The organism is Terrabacter sp. 2TAF16, assembly GCF_052115065.1.
Taxonomy (GTDB): Bacteria; Actinomycetota; Actinomycetes; order Actinomycetales; family Dermatophilaceae; genus Terrabacter.
This window is the reverse complement of record NZ_JBFRFZ010000005.1, coordinates 204,702-217,850: the sequence shown is the minus strand read 5'-3', so window position 1 is coordinate 217,850 and position 13,149 is coordinate 204,702. Positions and strand designations below refer to the sequence as shown.

The following is a 13,149-nucleotide window of genomic DNA, read 5'->3' as shown; positions in this document are numbered from 1 at the left end:
CGCACCTTGCAGTCGGCGCGGAAGAGTCGTCCTCATCAGCAGCAACGGTCGGGGGACCGGCTCGCTGACTCAGAGACCTTCGGGCGAGTGCCCGCCGATCCGGGGAGGAGAGCGCCATGATCATCAGCACCGACACTGACCCTGCAGTGACGGTGCGCGGTCGCGGCGCCCTCCCCGGTCGGCGGGCCCACTCGGAGCTCTCGGTGGGGGGAGTGGACCGGAGCGGGACGGGCCCGTTGGTGGGAGGCCGGCCCGTCCCGACCCGGAACATCGCCCGACGTCCGCGGCGCCGCGGGACGGCTCTGGCCCCGGACGCCTTCGGCGCCGGCCGTGGCCGCTGAGCAGGGTGTGAGCCCGGCCTGTCCCGGACTCACGGTCGACGAGCTCGACCCGAGGGCCCTGACCCGTCTCGCATCGGAGCTCGAGAGCGACGACCTCGCTCGCTCCATCGCCCAGACCTACCTGCGGATGCTTGATGCCCGGCTGGCCCGCGCCGCGTCCGCGCTCGACCGCCGCGACGAGGTCGCGGCGATGGACGTCCTGCTGAGCCTGCGCGTCTCGTCGGCCACCGTCGGACTCGTCCGGCTCGAGTCGGCCGTGCTCTGCGTCATCGAGGCGGTCAGTCGCGGTGAGACCGAGCTGGCCCGCGAACGCGGGACGTCGATGCTCGGTCTGGCCCCGGGTGCTCGCGTCGCGCTGCGGTCGCACCTCGACCACTCGGCACCGCCCGTCGGCGCCTGACCTCCGACGCGTCGACACGAGCGGGCGGCCCAGCGGCCCCAGCCACAGCCACAGCGCCGTCGGCGTCAGAACGCGTCGGGCTCCTCCATGCGGTAGCCGACGCCCCGCACGGTCCGGATCGGGGCACGCGTGCCGTCGGGGCCGAGACGGCTCAGCTTGCGGCGGAGGTTGCCCACGTGCACCTCGACGAGGTGCTCCTCGGACCACCCGGGGCCCCACAGGCTGTCGAGGAGGACGGCGCGCGACCACACGCGGCGCGGTGCGCTGATCAGGGTCGAGAGCAGGTCGAACTCGGTGCGGGTCAGGTCGACCTCCTGGTCGTCGACCGTGGCGACGCGGCCCTCCGGGTCGACGGCGATGCGGCCGTGACGCACGAGCTCGGGTGCCGGCTCGTCCGGTGTCGCGCCGTCGGTGGTCGGGCCGCCGGCCGAGGCGGCCGAGACGGTGCCGGCCGGACCCGTCGCGTCGTCGGAGCCGTTGGGTCCGCCGGTGCGCGGCCGCCGGAACATCGCGTTGACGCGGGCCTGCAGCTCGCGAGGGCTGAACGGCTTGGTGAGGTAGTCGTCGGCGCCGATCTCGAGGCCCATGAGGCGGTCGATCTCGTCGGTGCGCGCGCTGATCATGACGACGTAGGCCTGGCTCACGTCGCGCACCCGGCGGCACACCTCGATCCCGTCGAGGTCGGGCAGGCCCAGGTCGAGGGTGACGAGGTCGGGGTCGGTCGCGACGACGAGGTCGAGGCCCGCCTGTCCCGAGGACGCCGCCGACACCTCGAAGCCCTGCATGGTCAGGCTGTGCGTGATGAGCTCACGGATGTCGTCGTCGTCCTCGACGACGACCGCGGTGCGCGCTGAGCCCATCATGCGGTGATTGTTGCAGAATGCGGGGGTTTGGCCCGCCAGATGCGAATGTCGGGCGGTTCGTCGCCTCAGCCGACCACTCCGCCGAGCCCCTCGCCAGCCACCGCACCCAGCTGCGCAGCCAGCTGCTCGGGGTCGGTCGTGGGCAGCTCGCAGACCATGCCGCGGCAGACGTAGGCCGCAGCGCGTCCGCCGACGAGCGGGCGGTCGGCCAGCAGCGGGACGCCGGGCGCGTCCGGCTCGCCGCGCACGACGACGAGTCCAGGGCTCGGGGACCGGCGCGCCACCACCTCGAGCGCGTCGGCCTCGCGACCGGACCCGACGACGGCGACCTGCAGCGGTCCGCTGACGAGGGACTCGGCGACCGCGAGCGACCACCCGCCGAACCGCGGCTCGCGGACGGCGAGCCCCATCCCCGCAGCGGTGGAGGTGGCGCCCGCCGCGAGGGCGGCCGCGTCACCGGTCACCGCGCCGAGGGTGACGAGCGCTCCCGCCAGAGCGGACTGCCCCGCCGGCTCGGCGTTGTCCGCGGCGCTGCGAGGGCGCAGGTAGAGCGGCTCGGCGTCCGAGGCGGTGTCGTGGAACCCGCCGTCGTCGGCCGCGAAGTCGCTCGCGGCGTCCAGGACCTGTCGGGCGGCGTCCAGCCAGCGTCGCTCACCCGACACCTGGTGCAGCACGAGCAGGCCGTCCGCGAGGTTGCCGTGGTCGTCCGCGACGGCACGCGCCGTCCCGACCGTGCCGACGCGTGACGCACGCCGCAGCTCCCCGTCGACGACGTGGACGTCGAGGACGTGTGCGGCGCACCGGGCCGCGGCGGCCACCCAGTCCGGCCGCTCGAGCGCGGCGCCGGCACCCGCGAGCGCGGCGATCGCGAGGCCGTTCCACGACGTCACGACCTTGTCGTCACGACCGGGCTGAGGTCGACCGGCGCGGGCTGCGAGCAGTCGTGCTCGCACGTCGTCGAACCAGTCGCGGTCACCCGGCTCTGACGGCAGCTGCAACGTCGAGGCGCCGTGCTCGAACGTGCCCTCGGTCGTCACGCCGAGCAGGTCGGCCGCGACGGGGCCGTCGTCGTCCCCGAGGACCTCTCGCAGCTCCTCCGGTGTCCACGCGTACGTCAGCCCCTCGACGCCGGCAGCGTCGGCGTCGAGCGACGACGCGAAACCTCCCGTCTCGGTGCCGAGGTCGCGCACGACGAAGTCGGCCGTCTCACGGACGATGCGCTCGGCCAGCGGGTCGCGGGTCACCTTCCACCACGTCGTGTAGGCGCGCAGCAGCAGGGCGTTGTCGTAGAGCATCTTCTCGAAGTGCGGCACGACCCAGCCCGCGTCGACGGCGTAGCGCGCGAAGCCACCGGCGAGCTGGTCGTAGAGGCCGCTGCGCGCCATCGCCTCGAGCGTGCGGGACGCCATCGCGAGGGCGTCCCGGTCCCCGGTCCGGGCGTGGTGGCGCAGCAGGAACTCGAGCACCATCGACGGCGGGAACTTCGGGGCGCCGCCGAAACCGCCTGCCACGTGGTCGAACTGGCGGGCCAGCAGCCCGACCGCGGACGACAGCGCTGCCGGCTCGACGGCATACGGCGTCGGCGGCTGGAGGGCCTCGGCGAGGCTGGTGGCGATGTGCGAGCCCGACGCGCGCACCTCGTCCTCGCGGGTGCGCCAGGCCTCGTCGAGGGCCGCCAGGACGCGGAGGAAGTGGTCGCGCGGGAAGTAGGTGCCGCAGAAGAACGGCTCGCCCTCGGGGGTGAGGAAGACCGTCATCGGCCAGCCGCCGTGGCCGGTCGTCGCCGTGACCGCCGACATGTAGACGGCGTCGATGTCGGGTCGCTCCTCGCGGTCGACCTTGACCGGGACGAAGCGGGCGTTGAGCGCGGCCGCGACGGCCTCGTCCTCGAACGACTCGTGGGCCATGACGTGGCACCAGTGGCAGGCCGCGTAGCCGACCGACAGGAGCACCGGGACGTTGCGCTCGCGCGCCTCCGCGAACGCGGCCTCGCCCCACTCCTGCCAGTGCACCGGGTTGTCGCGGTGCTGGAGCAGGTAGGGGCTCGTCGCTCGGTCGAGGCGGTTGGGCATGGCTCCACTCTCGCGCACGCCGGGCGCCGGCCGGGGACTGGTGCGTCACACACCCCGTCCACGCATACCCCCCGGGGTTAGTGTCGAGATATGGCCAGAGGCTGGAGCATCCGTCGCTCGTGCACGGGCGGGGCTGCGTTCGCAGCTGCCGCCCTGGTGCTCGCGGGCTGTTCGGCAGCGCCCGCGGCGACGGCCCCGATGGGTGGCGCCATGGGTGGCGTGCGCGCCGGGTCGAGCAGCGGCGTCCCGATGGCGGCGCCGCTGGCGTGTGCGGCCCCGACCGACCTTCCCGGGTCGCGGGTGACCGTCAGCCTCGTCGACATGGGCCTGTCGCGGATGATGGGCGGCGTCGCCCCGATGGGAGCCCGGATGCTGCTGGTCGCGCGGCCCGCGACCGTCCACTCCGGACCGGTGAGCGTCGTCGTGGAGAACTCCGGGTGGCGCACCCACGAGCTCGTCGTCCTGCCGCTCGTCGCCGACGCCGTCGCCGGACAGCGCGTGCCGGGCCGGGACGGCACGGTCGACGAGTCGGGCAGTCTCGGGGAGGCTTCGGCGTCCTGCGCCGCGGGCCACGGTGACGGCATCGTCTCCGGCGCCGTCGGCTGGGTGACGGTGACCCTGGCGCCGGGCCACTACGAGCTCGTCTGCAACCTCGAGAACCACTACGCCGACGGGATGCGCCAGGGGCTCGTCGTCACCGGCTGAGGCCGGGGCGACCGGCCGGGCGGTCAGGCGGCGACGGCCTCGCGCGGCGCGACGAGGCGCTCCCAGCGGATGCGACGCGCACGCCACGTGAAGATGGCGAGCTTGGCCAGCTCCTCGAGGATGCGGGCCACGAAGATGCCGACGTAGCCGAGCGGCGTGTGCAGGCCGAGGAGGACGGCGAGCGGCAGCCCGACCAGGAAGGCACCGACGACGTCGCCCATGATGACCCCGCGCACGTCGTTGGCGCTGGGCAGCACGCCCGCCCCGACGATCATGTTGCGCACCTTGACCACCTGGAACGCCGCGTTGATGAGGATGCCGACGCCGGCCATGGTGCGCACGTCGCGACCGGCCTCCCCGAAGAGGACGTCGAGCAGCATCACCGAGGCGGCGAAGAGGACCCCGAAGACGGCGGCGGTCCCGACGCCCGCGCGGGTCAGCCGCCGCACCCAGGCCATCGCGTCGTCGACGTCCCCGCGACCGACGGAGCGGCCCACGAGGGTGGTCGTGGCGCTCATCAGCCCGATGCTGCCGACGACGAAGACACCCTCCAGCGTCGTGACGATCTGCGCGGCGGCCAGCGCCTCGTCGCCGAGCTGCTGGAACACGACGTTGTAGAGGAAGGTCCCCACCGTCCAGAAGAGCTCGGTGACGCCGAGGGGGAGCGCAAGGACGAAGAGGGGCACGATGACGGCACGCCACTGCCGGACGCTGTCGGGCAGGCTCCAGCCGACGACGGCGCGCCGGCCATAGGCCATCCACAGCAGGATGAGCGCCTTGATGACGGCGGTCACGAGCGTGGCCCAGCCGGCGCCGGCGACGCCGAGCGAGGGCAGCGGGCCGAGCCCGACGACGAGGGAGTACGCGATCGCCGAGTTCGCGACGACGGTGACCATCGTCGCGATCATCGGGCTCGTCGGCCGGCCGGCCGAGCGGAGGACACCCGAGAGGATCGCGCTGAGCATGACCGGCAGCGTCGCGAGGACGGTGAGGCGGAAGTAGTCGGTGCCCGCCGCCGCGACCGACGGGGAGGCCCCGACGAGCGACATGAGGTGGTCGGCGAAGAACCACGGCACGAGCGAGACGACGACGCCGAGCCCGACGGCGACGAGCAGCGCCGCCGTGACCGTGTGGTCGAGGGCGTCCCGGCGACCGGCGCCGTGCGCCCGCGCCACGAGGATGCTCACCGACGTGCCGAGACAGCCGAGCGTCACCGCGAGGATGAAGGTGAGGCTGTTGGAGAAGCCCACGGCGGCGATCGCGGTGGCCCCAAGGCTCCCGACGACGATCTGGTTGACGAAGTTGAGCACGAGCATGAGGACGAACTCCGTGCTCACCGGCACGGCGATGCGCGCGATCTCGCGAGCGGGGGTCGGCGTGGCCGAGCGCTGGTCGCGGGAGGTGGGCATGGCAAGGCGAGGCATGCGAGTGCCTTTCGACAACGAAGGTGGGGGAGCGCGACAACGTTAAGGCTTCAAGCACCCCGGAGTCGAAACGATTTGATCGACGACGTCGAGCGCGTGTCGTCGACGGGTGGTGAGGCTGTCGCGAGCGTCTCTCGGCGCTCGAGAGCCCGCCGGCTCAGTCGTTCATCGCCTTGATGATCGTCACCGCGAGGCTGATCCGATCATGTGCCCAGGCGTCGTCGGCGGGGCCCTTCGCCAGCGCCTCGGCGGCGTCGAGGGCGTTGTCGGCCTCACGGACGATCGTCCACGCACGGGCCCGCCCCTCGTCGAGGCCGGCGCGCTCGCAGATGATCTCGAGCCGCCGGCGCAGCGACCACCGGACCTCGGACCCGGTCCCGAGCTCGTCGGCCCGGTTCCACAAGGCGGGGGCCACCTCGAACGCCGGGTCGCCGGCCATCGGCTTGGGGTCGATGGCGAGCCACGGGGAGCGGTAGGCGGCGAGCACGTTGGTGTAGTGCAGGTCGGTGTGCAGCAGCCGGTCCTCGGCGGGGGCCCGCTCGACGAGCTCGCGGGCCAGCGTCGAGGCCTGGTCGAGGTAGCGCCGCGGCAGCACCGCGGGTGCGGCCGCCAGCTCCTCGGCCTGACGGAGGGCGTATGCCGTGAGGCTGGGCACGCGCGGGTGCGGGGGCCGGCGCAGCACCCGGAGCAGGTCGCCGATGACGCCGCACGCCTCGTCGATGTCGACGCGGGTCAGGTCGCGGGTGTGCAGCCGCTCGAGGAGCAGGGCGAAGCGCGCGGGGTCGGCCCGCACGAGGCGCGCCGCTCCGTGCCCGTTCCACGTCTGGAGCGCGAGGTGCTCGGTCGCGGCCTCAGGGTGCGGCCAGGTGATCTTGAGGACGCCCTCGCCGCTCACCCCGACGACGTCGCGGCCCGAGCCCAGCAGGCGCACCGGGATGGCCACCGCGCACACGCCGTTGGTGGCTCGCCCGATGGGCTCGAGCTCCCAGTCGGCGAGCAGGTCGGTGATGAGCCCCGGCAGTCCGTCGATCCAGTCCTCGCCGGAGGCGTAGCCGTCGGGCTCGTAGCCGCTCACCTCGTGGGCGAAGAGGGCGGGGATGAGGTCGTACATCGGGTCGTAGCTCACGCGGTGGCTCCCGGGAAGGCGGTCAGGGGCACGTCCCAGTCGACGGCGAGTGCCTGGAGGTCGGCGCTCCAGCGCGCGACGTCCTCGAGGGAGGCGGCGCTCGGGCCCGGGCCGGCCACCTCGGTGCCCGCGTCCACGGCGGACGACAGGGTCTCGGTCGCGAGGCGTCCGGCCGCCTCGGGTGTCGTGACGGGGTAGGGCAGCGCCCACCCGGCAGGCGTCGTCGAGCTCGCGCCGGACACGGCGATGTCGAGGCGCACCAGGGCGGCGAGCGTGTCCTCGGCCCGCGACCGCTGGTCGCCAGAGCTCTGGGCCGCGACGACCTCGAAGGCGTACACGAGGGGGGAGGTCCGGGACACGATCTCGGGTCGCACGGGGCTGGGCGGCGACGTGGCGACGTCCCGTCCGAGGAGCACCGCGCCGGCGAGGCGTTGTCCGTAGGCGGCCGCGAGCAGCTCGCGGGTGTCCACGGTCGCCGTCGTGAGCGCGGACCAGTCCTCGGGCCCGAGCGAGTCGAGCAGGACGGCGAGCTCCCGGCGGGTGCGGACCGGCCGCTGGCTCGTCGGCGGGGCGGCCGAGGGTGTGGGGGTGCCCGTGGAGCCGGTCCGCGACGACGGCGCCGGCCCGGCGGACACGGCGGCGTCGATCACGGCCGTCGGCACGCCGGCGTTCGTGAGCCGGCCGCGCAGGACGCGCAGCTGCTCCCGGTTGACGGTGCGGAGCCGACGGACCAGGCCGCCACCCTCGCCGCCCGCGAGGACCGACGTCTCGGCCGCCACGATGTGTTCGAGGTCGGCCACGGCCGAGAGCAGGAGGGTCTCGTCCGGGGCCGGACGGCGCGTGGGCACCGGCGGGGGAGGCGGCGGCACGTCGAGGCGCAGGCCGCGGTCGACGAGCAGCGCGAGGGCGGCGGCACCGCCGCCGAGCACGAGAAGGCGGCGCGGGGGACGGCCGAGACCGTCCATCACCCGTGACCCGAGCCCACGGGTGTCGCCGTCCATGCCGAGATCTTCGCACGCGGGCGGCGGTCTGCGACGACCCCCCGGCGCCGATAGAGTGGTGGGCACGCGGTGCCCGTCGCGTCCTGCGGGGCGTCGGCGCCGGACATTCGAGAAGAGCAGGAGGCGTCGACTGATGACCACGGCCCAGGAGATCAGAGCGACGCTCGAGCCGGTGCTCGCGCCCCTCGGGCTCGTCGTCGAGGACGTCTCCGTGTCTCCCGCCGGCAAGCGGCGGCTGGTTCGCGTGCTCGTCGACGCCGACATCGCCGGTCTCGACGCAGCCGACAGCACGAGTGCCGTCCCGCCGCTCTCTCTCGACGCCGTCGCCGAGGCGACTCGTGCCGTGAGCGACGAGCTGGACGCGAGCGACGTGATGGGTCAGGCCCCCTACGTCCTCGAGGTGTCCTCACCCGGGGTCGGCCGGCCGCTCGCCTCCCGCGACCAGCTTCGGCGTCAGGTGGGGCGGCTCGTCGAGGTCGTCCACCAGGACGGCACCGACACCGGGCGGCTCACCGAGGTCGGCACGGACTCGCTCACCCTCGAGGTCCAGGCCACGAAGAAGACTCCGGCGCACCACGTGACCCTCGACCTCGACACCGTCCAGCGCGGCACCGTGCAGGTCGAGTTCACGCGGGCCGGGACCACGAACGACGCCGCCGTCGACGACGCGGGGGACGACACCTCCGACGACGCACACGACGACACCCACGACCCGGACGAGACGTCCGCCCTGGAAGGGGACCACTGATGGACATCGACCTCGCAGCCCTGCGCGCCCTGGAACGGGAGCGCGACATCAGCCTCGACGTGCTCATCCCCGCCATCGAGCAGGCGCTCCTCGTCGCCTACCACCGCACCGACGGCAGCCAGCGCATCGCGCGGGTCGAGCTGGACCGCAAGACCGGCCACGTCATCGTCTGGGCCCGTGAGGAGGGTGACCTGCTCCCGGTCACCGAGGAGGGCGAGCGTCCGCAGCGCGCCGAGCCCGGACCCGAGTTCGACGACACCCCGGTCGGCTTCGGCCGCATCGCCGCGTCGACGGCGCGGCAGGTCATCGTCCAGCGCCTGCGCGACCTCGAGGACGAGGCGATCCTCGGCGACTTCAAGGGCCGCGAGGGTGACGTCATCTCCGGCATCATCCAGCAGAGCCAGGACCCCCGGAACGTCCTCGTCGACTTCGGCACGGTCGAGGGCATCCTGCCGCTGGCCGAGCAGGTGCCGGGCGAGCGCTACGTCCACGGCGAGCGGCTGCGCTGCTTCGTCGTCAGCGTCAAGCGTGGGCCCAAGGGCCCCCAGGTGGGCCTGAGCCGCACCCACCCCAACCTCGTGCGCACGCTCTTCAAGTTCGAGGTGCCCGAGATCGCCGACGGCACGGTAGAGATCGCCGCGCTGGCCCGCGAGGCCGGTCACCGCACGAAGATCGCGGTGCACAGCCGGGTCGCCGGCGTCAACGCCAAGGGCGCGTGCATCGGCCCGATGGGCGCCCGCGTCCGTGCCGTCATGACCGAGCTGCGCGGCGAGAAGATCGACATCGTCGACTATGCCGACGACCCCGCCACCTTCGTCGCGGCCGCCCTGTCGCCCGCCCGGGTGCAGTCCGTCGAGATCGTCGACGCCGCGGCCCGCGCCGCGCGGGTCGTCGTGCCCGACTACCAGCTGAGCCTCGCGATCGGCAAGGAAGGCCAGAACGCCCGCCTCGCCGCCAAGCTCACCGGATGGCGCATCGACATCCGTCCCGACACCGAGGCCGCCGACGCGGCAGCGGAGCGCGGGGCGACCGACGGCTCCTGAGGTCGGCTCGCGCCGACGGGCTCAGGAGCCCTTGAGGACGAGGACCGGCTGGCCGGAGCGGCAGGTCACGAGGAGGCTGACCTCGCGAGAGTCGCTCTTGAACGTCGCCCGCACGCCGCCGTCCTCGCGCTCCACCTCGTAGCGGTAGCCGTTGCTCGGGGTGACCGACCGCAGCTGCACCTGACCGTCCGGGCAACGCGCCGTCAGGGAGCCGCCCGTCGTCGAGAAGCTCGCGGTGGGACTCGTGGAAGCCCTCAGGTCAGGCTGGGCGGTGGTGCGAGACCCGGCGGGTGCGTCCGAGGTGGACGACGGACCCTCGGGTCCCGGCGCTCCGGCGCCGGTGTCACCGTCGGCGGGTGGACCGTCGGTCCGGCCGGCGACGACGGGGCCGATCGGCGCGACGGAGGCCGCGCTGCGGGTGGACGCCTCATGGGGTGCCTGGGTCGCTGTGGCTCCCGGCTCCGCAGGCGGGAGCAGGGTGGGGTCCGGCGACGACCCCGTGGTCGTGGGGCCCGGCACGAGCGTGCCGCCGGCCGTGGACGTGACGGTGGCGCTCGGCAGGGTCGCCGTCGCGGAGGGGAGTGGCTGCTCGAGCTCGCCCGCGACGTCCTGACCCACGCGCGTCACGACGGTCGTCGTCACCGTGGCGGTGACCGCCACGACGGTCAGCCAACCGAGCGCGAGGCGCACCGGACCCGCGCGTCCCGACGTCATCGCGGACCCCCGTCCCGCGAGTTGGGCGGATGCGTCACGACCGGGTCTGCGCAGGTCGGCCCGGGCGTACCGTGAGGCGTGTGACCCACGTGCTCGTCATCGAGGACGACGCCGGGATCCGGGGATCGCTCGTACGGGCCCTGACCGGCCGTGGGCACGCCGTGTCGAGCGCCGCCAGCGGGCTCGGCGGGCTCGAGCAGGTGCTCAACGAGCACCCGGACGTCGTCCTGCTCGACCTGGGCCTGCCCGACGTCGACGGCCACACGGTGCTGACCATGCTGCGCTCGGTCACCGCGACCCCGGTCATCGTCGTCACGGCGCGTGACGACGACGTCTCGATCGTCCGCGCCCTCGACTCGGGGGCCGACGACTACGTGCCGAAGCCCTTCACCGTCGACCAGCTCGAGGCCCGGATGCGGGCGGTGCTGCGGCGCAGCGAACCGGCTCACGCCGACGAGCGGATCACCGTCGGTGGTCTCGTCATCGACCCGTCCCGCAGGGGCGTGACCCTCGACGACGTGCCCGTCGACCTCTCGCGACGTGAGTTCGACCTCCTCCTCATGCTCGCCGGTCGCGTCGGTGAGGTCGTGACCAAGCGCGAGATCATCGTGGAGGTGTGGCAGCAGGTCTACGGAGGCGGCGAGCGCACCGTGGACGTGCACCTGTCGTGGCTGCGTCGCAAGCTCGGCGAGTCGGCGGCTCATCCGCGGTACCTCCACAGCGTCCGAGGGGTGGGGGTTCGGCTGGCGGCCCCGGAGGACGTGCCCTGATGCGTCGTCAGATCACGTGGCTCGTGGCCGCGACGACGTCTGCGGTCGTCGTCGCCTTCATCATCCCCCTCTGCCTGCTCGTGTCGAACGTCGCCGAGGACCGTGCCGTGAACCGGGCCCGTCAGCAGGCGCACAGCGTCGCCACCGTCGTCGCCAGCGTCGACAGCGATCAGGTGCTGTCCGAGGCCGTCGGGCTCTTCACGGCGCAGGGCATGGTCGTTGCCGTGCACACGCCGTCCGGCCGGGTCATCGGTCGTGACACCTCGGTGGGAGACGACGACGCCGAGGTCGCCCAGGCGAGGTCGACCCGGACGGCGTTCACCCATCGCACCGACACGGGTCTCGACGTCATCATCCCGGTGCAGACCGAGAGCGGGGTCACGGTCGTCGAGTCCACCGTGAGCAACGACGAGCTGCGTCAGGGGGTCGCGGCCGCCTGGGCCACGATCATCGGTCTGGGGCTGCTCCTCGTCGGGGTGGCGGCCCTGATCGCCCTCCGTCTGGGCCGCCGCGTGAGCGTGCCCGTGACCCGGCTGGCGGCGGTCGCCCACCGCATCCGCGAGGGCGAGCTCGGCACCCGTGCCGTCCCCGAAGGGCCACCGGAGACGGTCGAGCTCGCGGGGGCGCTCAACCAGCTCGCCGACCGCATCGACGTGCTCGTGACGTCCGAGCGTGCGGCCGTCGCCGACCTCGGTCACCGACTGCGCACACCGGTCACCGCCCTGCGGCTCGACAGCGACCTCGTGACGGATCCGGAGGTCTCCAGGCGGCTGCGCCACCATGTCGACGAGCTCCAGCGCAGCGTCGACGCCATCGTCCACGAGGCCCGCCGCCCGTTGCGGCGTGCGATGCCGAGCGGGTGTGACCTCGGGGTCGTCGTCCGCCGACGAGCCGCCTTCTGGGAGCCCCTCGCGCAGGACCAGGAACGGGCCTTCGCCGTGACGGGCCCCGACGGTCCGTGTGCCGTCGACGTCCCGGAGGAGGACGTGAGCGACGTCGTGGACGTGCTGCTCGACAACGTCTTCGCGCACACGCCCGAGGGGGCGGGCGTCGAGGTCGCCGTGCGCGTCGACGGGGGTCGGGCTCACCTCACCGTGGCCGACGGCGGGCCGGGCGCCGCCGAGTCCGCCCTCGACCGGGGCCGCAGCGGCAGTGGGTCGACGGGTCTCGGGCTCGACATCACCCGTCGGGTCGCGGAGGCCGCCGGGGGCTCGGTCGCCCTGGCCCGCTCCGACCTGGGCGGCCTTCTGGTGGAGGTCTCCCTACCCCTGCGACCCGGGAGCGGTACGCGCCCCGGGTGAGAGCGACCCGGGCGGAGTCGCGCGACGACGGACGAGCACGGATCGTGCGTCGCGCCCGCACCCCACGCATACGATGGACAGGACAGCACGTGTTCGGCCCCTCTTCCAGGCGGGGGAGGATGCCGATGCGCGGTCTCGCGCTGCGGCGCGGTAGACTTACCTGTGGCCGACCGGACTGGACTCCGTGCTGAGCCGTCCCGCACCTGTGTGGGATGTCGAGGAATGGATAGCTGGTCGGCTCTGCTGCGAGTGGTCGCGGCGACGGACAGAGACGCCGGGGACACCTCCCCGGTCACGCTCCGTCCCGACCCGAGACACCGGATGCCGGGACGTGGTGCATGGCTGCACCCGACGCCCGACTGTTTCGAGCTGGCAGTGCGCCGCAAGGCGTTCGGACGTGCCCTGCGCCTGCAGGTCGCCCTCGACGTCAGCGCGGTGGCACGACATCTCGGAGTCCAGGACACGCAGCAACGCTCCGGTGCCCCACACGGGTCGCACCGATCAGTCAGAGATCAGTCAACGAACCAAGGCGGGTTGAAAACGCTATGAGCACCCGATGAGTACTCAGCGATGAGCAAGCCCCAGCAATAACCCACGGTTCGGCCACTTCCTGTTCAGGCCGGACCAGGAACAGGAGAGAT

The 13,149-nt window shown here is 73.4% G+C and carries 13 protein-coding genes; 7 read left to right on the top strand and 6 right to left on the bottom strand.

Features of this window, described 5'->3' with window-relative positions:
• Positions 1-330 precede the first annotated feature (330 nt).
• Entirely contained in the window at positions 331-741 is a 411-nt protein-coding gene (locus tag AB4Z14_RS08230; RefSeq protein ID WP_442274783.1) for a hypothetical protein, read from the top strand.
• A gap of 65 nt (positions 742-806) precedes the next feature.
• Here the strand turns inward: AB4Z14_RS08230 and AB4Z14_RS08225 are convergent, their stop codons facing one another.
• Together AB4Z14_RS08225 and AB4Z14_RS08220 are read right to left on the bottom strand one after the other, a co-directional pair.
• Positions 807-1,604: a response regulator transcription factor gene (locus tag AB4Z14_RS08225; protein WP_442274782.1), complete on the bottom strand. Its 798-nt coding sequence runs from the start codon at positions 1,602-1,604 to the stop codon at positions 807-809.
• Between the two features lie 65 nt (positions 1,605-1,669).
• Positions 1,670-3,676, bottom strand: a complete 2,007-nt coding sequence (locus AB4Z14_RS08220; protein ID WP_442274781.1) for a thioredoxin domain-containing protein — start codon at positions 3,674-3,676, stop codon at positions 1,670-1,672.
• Positions 3,677-3,766: 90 nt separating this feature from the next.
• Here AB4Z14_RS08220 and AB4Z14_RS08215 point away from each other — a divergent pair, with 90 nt between their 5' ends.
• Complete coding sequence (locus AB4Z14_RS08215; RefSeq protein ID WP_442274780.1) at positions 3,767-4,381, top strand: sulfocyanin-like copper-binding protein; 615 nt, start codon at positions 3,767-3,769, stop codon at positions 4,379-4,381.
• 23 nt (positions 4,382-4,404) lie between these two features.
• Here the strand turns inward: AB4Z14_RS08215 and AB4Z14_RS08210 are convergent, their stop codons facing one another.
• The 3 genes from AB4Z14_RS08210 to AB4Z14_RS08200 all read right to left on the bottom strand — a co-directional run bounded on the left by AB4Z14_RS08210 (position 4,405) and on the right by AB4Z14_RS08200 (position 7,932).
• Entirely contained in the window at positions 4,405-5,805 is a 1,401-nt protein-coding gene (locus AB4Z14_RS08210; protein ID WP_442274779.1) for an MATE family efflux transporter, read from the bottom strand.
• A 157-nt stretch (positions 5,806-5,962) separates the two neighbouring features.
• Positions 5,963-6,931 carry an aminoglycoside phosphotransferase family protein gene (locus tag AB4Z14_RS08205; protein WP_442274778.1) on the bottom strand — a complete coding sequence of 323 codons (969 nt, stop codon included), beginning with the start codon at positions 6,929-6,931 and terminating at the stop codon, positions 5,963-5,965.
• The gene (locus AB4Z14_RS08200; protein ID WP_442274777.1) at positions 6,928-7,932 is read right to left on the bottom strand and encodes a hypothetical protein; all 1,005 of its coding nucleotides are present in this window, start codon (positions 7,930-7,932) and stop codon (positions 6,928-6,930) included. The genes AB4Z14_RS08205 and AB4Z14_RS08200 overlap by 4 nt, the downstream gene beginning before the upstream one ends.
• A 133-nt stretch (positions 7,933-8,065) precedes the next feature.
• Here AB4Z14_RS08200 and rimP point away from each other — a divergent pair, with 133 nt between their 5' ends.
• Both rimP and nusA read left to right on the top strand, forming a co-directional pair.
• Complete coding sequence (gene rimP / locus AB4Z14_RS08195; protein ID WP_442274776.1) at positions 8,066-8,680, top strand: ribosome maturation factor RimP; 615 nt, start codon at positions 8,066-8,068, stop codon at positions 8,678-8,680.
• Positions 8,680-9,723 (top strand): transcription termination factor NusA, encoded by a 1,044-nt coding sequence (gene nusA / locus AB4Z14_RS08190; protein ID WP_442274775.1) that lies wholly within the window; start codon positions 8,680-8,682, stop codon positions 9,721-9,723. The genes rimP and nusA overlap by 1 nt, the downstream gene beginning before the upstream one ends.
• Before the next feature lie 21 nt (positions 9,724-9,744).
• Here nusA and AB4Z14_RS08185 read toward each other — a convergent pair whose 3' ends face one another.
• Positions 9,745-10,437, bottom strand: coding sequence for a hypothetical protein (locus AB4Z14_RS08185; protein ID WP_442274774.1), 693 nt, complete (start codon positions 10,435-10,437; stop codon positions 9,745-9,747).
• Positions 10,438-10,517: 80 nt separating this feature from the next.
• Between AB4Z14_RS08185 and AB4Z14_RS08180 the strand changes: the two genes are divergently transcribed.
• The 3 genes from AB4Z14_RS08180 (at position 10,518) to AB4Z14_RS08170 (ending at position 13,057) form a co-directional block, all read left to right on the top strand.
• A complete protein-coding gene (locus AB4Z14_RS08180) occupies positions 10,518-11,207 on the top strand; it encodes a response regulator transcription factor (protein ID WP_442274773.1) in 690 nt (229 codons plus the stop codon).
• Positions 11,207-12,508: an ATP-binding protein gene (locus AB4Z14_RS08175; protein WP_442274772.1), complete on the top strand. Its 1,302-nt coding sequence runs from the start codon at positions 11,207-11,209 to the stop codon at positions 12,506-12,508. Before AB4Z14_RS08180 ends, AB4Z14_RS08175 begins: the two co-directional genes overlap by 1 nt.
• 162 nt (positions 12,509-12,670) lie before the next feature.
• A complete protein-coding gene (locus tag AB4Z14_RS08170) occupies positions 12,671-13,057 on the top strand; it encodes a YlxR family protein (protein WP_442274771.1) in 387 nt (128 codons plus the stop codon).
• The last annotated feature ends 92 nt before the right edge of the window (positions 13,058-13,149 follow it).

What these genes read in the sequence shown, in the direction of transcription:
- AB4Z14_RS08225 (WP_442274782.1), bottom strand. Translation starts at nt 1,604, where the DNA reads ATGATGGGCTCAGCGCGCACCGCGGTCGTCGTCGAGGACGACGACGAC.
- AB4Z14_RS08220 (WP_442274781.1), bottom strand. Translation starts at nt 3,676, where the DNA reads ATGCCCAACCGCCTCGACCGAGCGACGAGCCCCTACCTGCTCCAGCAC.
- AB4Z14_RS08215 (WP_442274780.1), top strand. Translation starts at nt 3,767, where the DNA reads ATGGCCAGAGGCTGGAGCATCCGTCGCTCGTGCACGGGCGGGGCTGCG.
- AB4Z14_RS08210 (WP_442274779.1), bottom strand. Translation starts at nt 5,805, where the DNA reads ATGCCTCGCCTTGCCATGCCCACCTCCCGCGACCAGCGCTCGGCCACG.
- AB4Z14_RS08200 (WP_442274777.1), bottom strand. Translation starts at nt 7,932, where the DNA reads ATGGACGGCGACACCCGTGGGCTCGGGTCACGGGTGATGGACGGTCTC.
- rimP (WP_442274776.1), top strand. Translation starts at nt 8,066, where the DNA reads ATGACCACGGCCCAGGAGATCAGAGCGACGCTCGAGCCGGTGCTCGCG.
- nusA (WP_442274775.1), top strand. Translation starts at nt 8,680, where the DNA reads ATGGACATCGACCTCGCAGCCCTGCGCGCCCTGGAACGGGAGCGCGAC.
- AB4Z14_RS08185 (WP_442274774.1), bottom strand. Translation starts at nt 10,437, where the DNA reads ATGACGTCGGGACGCGCGGGTCCGGTGCGCCTCGCGCTCGGTTGGCTG.
- AB4Z14_RS08175 (WP_442274772.1), top strand. Translation starts at nt 11,207, where the DNA reads ATGCGTCGTCAGATCACGTGGCTCGTGGCCGCGACGACGTCTGCGGTC.